At 40.7% G+C, this 4,696-nt stretch carries 5 protein-coding genes; 1 reads left to right on the forward strand and 4 read right to left on the reverse strand.

Annotation, left to right across the window (positions count from 1 at the left end):
• A partial coding sequence (locus tag ABI367_RS07855; RefSeq protein ID WP_462232139.1) for an NAD(P)-dependent oxidoreductase occupies positions 1-352 on the forward strand: 352 nt, incomplete at its 5' end.
• Positions 353-761: 409 nt separating this feature from the next.
• Here the strand turns inward: ABI367_RS07855 and ABI367_RS07860 are convergent.
• The 4 genes from ABI367_RS07860 to ABI367_RS07875 form a co-directional block, all read right to left on the reverse strand.
• Entirely contained in the window at positions 762-1,088 is a 327-nt protein-coding gene (locus ABI367_RS07860; RefSeq protein ID WP_462258062.1) for a hypothetical protein, read from the reverse strand.
• A 133-nt stretch (positions 1,089-1,221) separates the two neighbouring features.
• Complete coding sequence (locus ABI367_RS07865; protein ID WP_462232143.1) at positions 1,222-1,524, reverse strand: hypothetical protein; 303 nt, start codon at positions 1,522-1,524, stop codon at positions 1,222-1,224.
• Positions 1,525-1,539: 15 nt separating this feature from the next.
• Positions 1,540-4,158, reverse strand: a complete 2,619-nt coding sequence (locus tag ABI367_RS07870; protein ID WP_462232145.1) for a hypothetical protein — start codon at positions 4,156-4,158, stop codon at positions 1,540-1,542.
• Positions 4,159-4,271: 113 nt separating this feature from the next.
• A partial coding sequence (locus tag ABI367_RS07875; RefSeq protein WP_462232147.1) for an MBL fold metallo-hydrolase RNA specificity domain-containing protein occupies positions 4,272-4,696 on the reverse strand: 425 nt, incomplete at its 5' end.

Consider the following 4,696-nt stretch of genomic DNA (forward strand, 5'->3'; position numbering starts at 1 on the left):
TACGCTTGACGAAGTTATTGAGCGGGCGGATTTTATAACCTTGCATACACCTTTTGTAGATAAAGCTTTATTTGGCGCTGCCGAGCTGGCCCGTTTGAAAAAAGGCGTAGGTCTGGTTAACTGCTCACGTGGTGGCTTGATTGACGAACTGGCTTTAATTGATGCTTTAAACAGCGGTCAGGTTGCTTTTGCTGCTTTAGATGTTTATGATAACGAGCCAACCCCGCGCGAAGAGATCATCAAGCATCCTAAAATTTCATTAACTCCGCATATCGGCGCTGCTACCAACGAAGCGCAGGAGCGTATAGGTGTTGAGCTTGCTAATTTGATCATCGGTCATTTTAAAAAGTAAGAAAATATCAATAGATAAGAGGCGGTTTGAGAGATCAGATCGCCTTTTTTATTTAAGGATAATAATTCAATAAATTCCTTATTTTTATCTTCACGAAAATATAAATCTAAACTTAATGGGAATATTTAGCGCTGAAGAACCTAAACGTTACGAAATTGATAATAAGCAACTTGTATGCATGTTTTGTAAAAATGACACCTTCAATACCCGGGTAGAACAATTGCATTCGCCGGGCCGTACCTTTTTAAATTTGGAGTGGACAGACAAGACGGCTACGTGTTTTGTATGCAGTAGCTGTGGTTATTTGCACTGGTTTATGCGATAGTATAGCGGTTGAGACTATAACTTACATTTAAATGCAAAGAGGGGCTCTCAGCATCTTTCTTTGTATCACTTAGACTTTCCTGTCTTATTGAAACGGATATTCTATTGTTTTCATCTTTTGGTTTACGCCTACTGTATCTAAAAACCATGAATTGCCAACATTTTTAATGCTATAAAGAAATCCGGCAGATAAAATAGTGCCATCATTAGGTACTGTTTTTGTAAATGTCCATTTATTTGATGGCCCCGGAATATCTTTGATCCTGATTGAAGTTAAAGCCGAATCAAAAGCAACCGTATGTTCGTGGTTTCTTATTGTTAATGAAAAGTTGATGGTATCATTAATAGTCGAAAAGTCTTTATTGGTGTAAAGAATAAATTTTATCGTCCTGTTTCCAGAAGGGTGTTGCATACTTTGTTTACGGCATGATAGCATAAGTAAAGTTGCGATAACTATTAGCACAGTATAAATTTTTTTATGCATTATAATTTTTTTATATGGAATACGTATATACTGGCATGAGGTTGCCCGGAAAAAATAATTTTTACAAAAGCACTCCTTCTAATAAAATAGCTTTGGCTACTGATGTTTCTTTAAGGTGTAAATACTGTAACCTTTCCTTATCATTTTTATAGGCGTTAAAATCTTCTTTGGTTGCAAACGTTATTATATGCAACTCATCAGGATTGCCTATTGATGATTCTATTACCAACTTTTTATCCAATTGTGTGCGGTAAATCAATTCACCGTTGTATTTTTTTAACAAAGGCAATACTTTGTCCTCAAACAAATTGAATGCTTGTTCCTGGTTATCTTTTATAAAAATGAGTTGGGTATAGTAAAGCATATCTATCGTTGTCTGTTACCGGTCAAGCTTAACTACAATATAAGGTGTTTCCTTATTCAGATCGGGATATATAACACCCCGGCTTTTACTATCCATTACTTCAATAAAGTATTGCAGATTATATGTTGTATTAATTTGATCGACCGGTATGGTTGCTGTATAAATATCTTTTTGGGCCGTTGGTTTCATATCTAAGGTTTTGTAATCTTCGTATTGATCAACGCTCCGGTAACGTATGCGCGCCCATTTAATCCCCGCATCACCAGTTATTTTAGCCGTAAGTTTTATAGCATTGCCCGCTTTTGAACTTATAACCGGAGTATGATCAATTTTAAAGAACTGACCGTTATAGGTTACAGTTGCCGGTTTGTAATGGGGGGCCGGCTTTGCCAAACTACCAGGTTTTATATTGTTCCTTTTATCTTCTAAAGCTTTAAGGTCCGTTTTTAATGATGCGAGTTCGGTTTTCCAATTCCCCGTAATTTCCATTTTAGCGCCTTCATTGGATGTATGGTTTAAGCCCATTTTTATATCATCGGCATAAACATCGCCGGCGGCGTCAACAATTTGCTGCCAGGCTGCAATGGCATTTTTTTCGTTAGCGATAGCACTGTCTAACGCGGCTACGTCCTGTGTGCGCTGCCATAAACAGTAATATACACCGGCCGGTATCCTGCGCGAATGGTATAGGGCCAGGTTGGACAGTATTTTAAGATCAACCATGGTCGAGTTAAACTCTTTGCTTCTATTGGCCCCCGTTTCTTTTTCGGCATCAGCAATCAATTTATTGAGATTGTCTGATGCCTGGGCAAACCATAAGCTATTCATTGAAGGGAGAATTTTTGTGGTTTCGCCACCATTAATCAGCAGGCGCGCTTCTTCGTCAAAGCCGGCGAATTGTTGTACGTCTGTCGATTCATTTTTGGCATACGTCGGCAGGTCGCCTATACGTTGCTTCTCGGCCCAGCCGCGTGTGGTGGGGAAGTAGCTGTAAGGGTAGCTTGTAGCCACTATACGCGGCAAAATGGCACTGGCAGTATGCAATGCCGCCTCAACCACGGGTGCAGCTTTTTTGCCAAAATGCTGTTCAAATTCATTATCCCATAAATGCGGCGATGTATTAGGGTTATAACCTATACGGCCAAATACTTCAAAAAAATGCCAGTAACGCTCAAATTCCCAATCATAATATTGGTAAGGTTTTTTAAGTAGTTCAAAAGGCACGGCATCATGAGGTTGCGATTCCATTTTGGTAGCCAATGGTTCGGCTACATCAAAACCGTAGCTATCATAAATATCAAGGCTGTTAACAAATCTCTTAGCATAATCGGGGTCGGCCCATAATAATATACGGGTGGTTCCCCCGGTCCACAGGCCCCAGGTTAGTTTATATTGCTCGGGATATTTCAGCATATCAGCATATCCATGGCGACGGTCCTTCTGGTTCTCTCTATTTACATGGGTAGGGTGGTAGGGCAACCCAACCTGTTCCATCCAGTATTTTGTTGAGATGGTAAATTTAACCCCCACATCAACCGCGTCCTGTATGGTTGAATCAGATAAGCCTTTAGCGCGTAATACCAAACGCAGGTTAGGTGTAGTTGCTTTTATAGATTTAAAAAGATTTAACCAGAAGTTGCGCTGTTCGCCCTTTTTAAGCCCGGATTCATCGTGCATCCTAAAGTTTATAGCGTCGAGGCCAGGCATCAATTTTATAAATTTTGCCAGCGCGGGTTTGGTATAAGCTATTAAATTATCACCATTTAAGCCTGTGGCATATACGGGGTTGGTTGATACGGTATCAACACCGCTTCCACCCGCCTGTATGCCACCACGATAAATATGATCCCAGATGCCTGCGGTTACGCCAATCCCTCTTTCATGTGCCATTTGAATGATGTGGTTAAATGCAGCCAGGTTACGCTGTTGCTGTTGTGGCGTCATTCCTTTCATTTTTACCCCCGGAAACCCATCAACATCAAAAAAGTATGGATAGGGCGGAGCCAGGAAACCACCATTTTCATAGCCGAAAATAACAGTAAGCATGTTAAATCTGTCCTTAGCCAGCATATCTAGGTAACGCGTCCAATACGCCTCGTTATAAAATCGGCTTTCCCAATAAGCGCGGTTCATGGTATATATAAATACGGCACGCTCGGGTATGGCGGGTTTCTCAGTAATGGTTTTAAGGGCAATAAATGGATCATTTTTGCTGCCCGCATAATGCACCTTGTCGGCTACGTCCAATATGGCGTACATAATGCCTGTATCGTCAAAACCGCTTATTACCCAAACCGATTTATTGCGCCAGTTTGTTTTACGTATAGTTAATGCCTGTGCCACTTTAGGCACCGTATACTTTGCAGCTTTCAGTAATTGCGCAGCATCGCCCGCGCCTGTTGCCGCGCCGGCTACAATTACTGATTGTCCATGAGCATTATTAATAGATGTTACCTGTTCAAAACTGATATGCTTAGCGGTTAATGCTGAAATTAATTTGTTTAACGCGTGGGTAACAGGAGCACCGTTTGTTTTATCGGTAACAATAGAAACATTTGGATGGGTAACCCCTGCATAAGCAGGTATAAATAATGCAAATAGCAGTACGTTTAAAACAGCGCGCTTGAATAACATTTTATGAAAATTGGTTTATATTACAGATAGGGTATCTGTTACTAAGATACCCTATTTGCTATAAACATAAAATTTTAAATGTTAATTATTAGACACTGCGCAGATAGCGACGGCTATAATACATAACTAACTCCCTTTTCAGGGATAATAACACCATAGCCATCCTGCACCAAAGCATCTGCCAATAAATTCATACTGGTAACCTCGCCATGTACCAGGTAAACCTGTTTAAGTTTGGCTTTATCCTGTTGTTTTACGGTGTTTACCAGGTCGTCGTGGTCGCCGTGGGCACTTAGTACGTCTGTTTGTTTAATGGTAGCATAAACGGCCAGGTCACGGTCCTTTATATGGACTATTGAATCGCCACGCAATAGCCGATGACCCAGCGTACCTTTGGCGCAATAACCTATAAATAGAATGGTACAATAATAATTTTGGATGTTATAAAAAAGATGGTCCTGTATGCGGCCGCCCTCCAGCATCCCGGCGGAGGAAATAATAATGCAAGGCTCAAAATAATTAGATACCTGCCGGCTAT

The sequence above is a fragment of the Mucilaginibacter sp. genome (assembly GCF_039935595.1).
Classification (GTDB): domain Bacteria; phylum Bacteroidota; class Bacteroidia; order Sphingobacteriales; family Sphingobacteriaceae; genus Mucilaginibacter.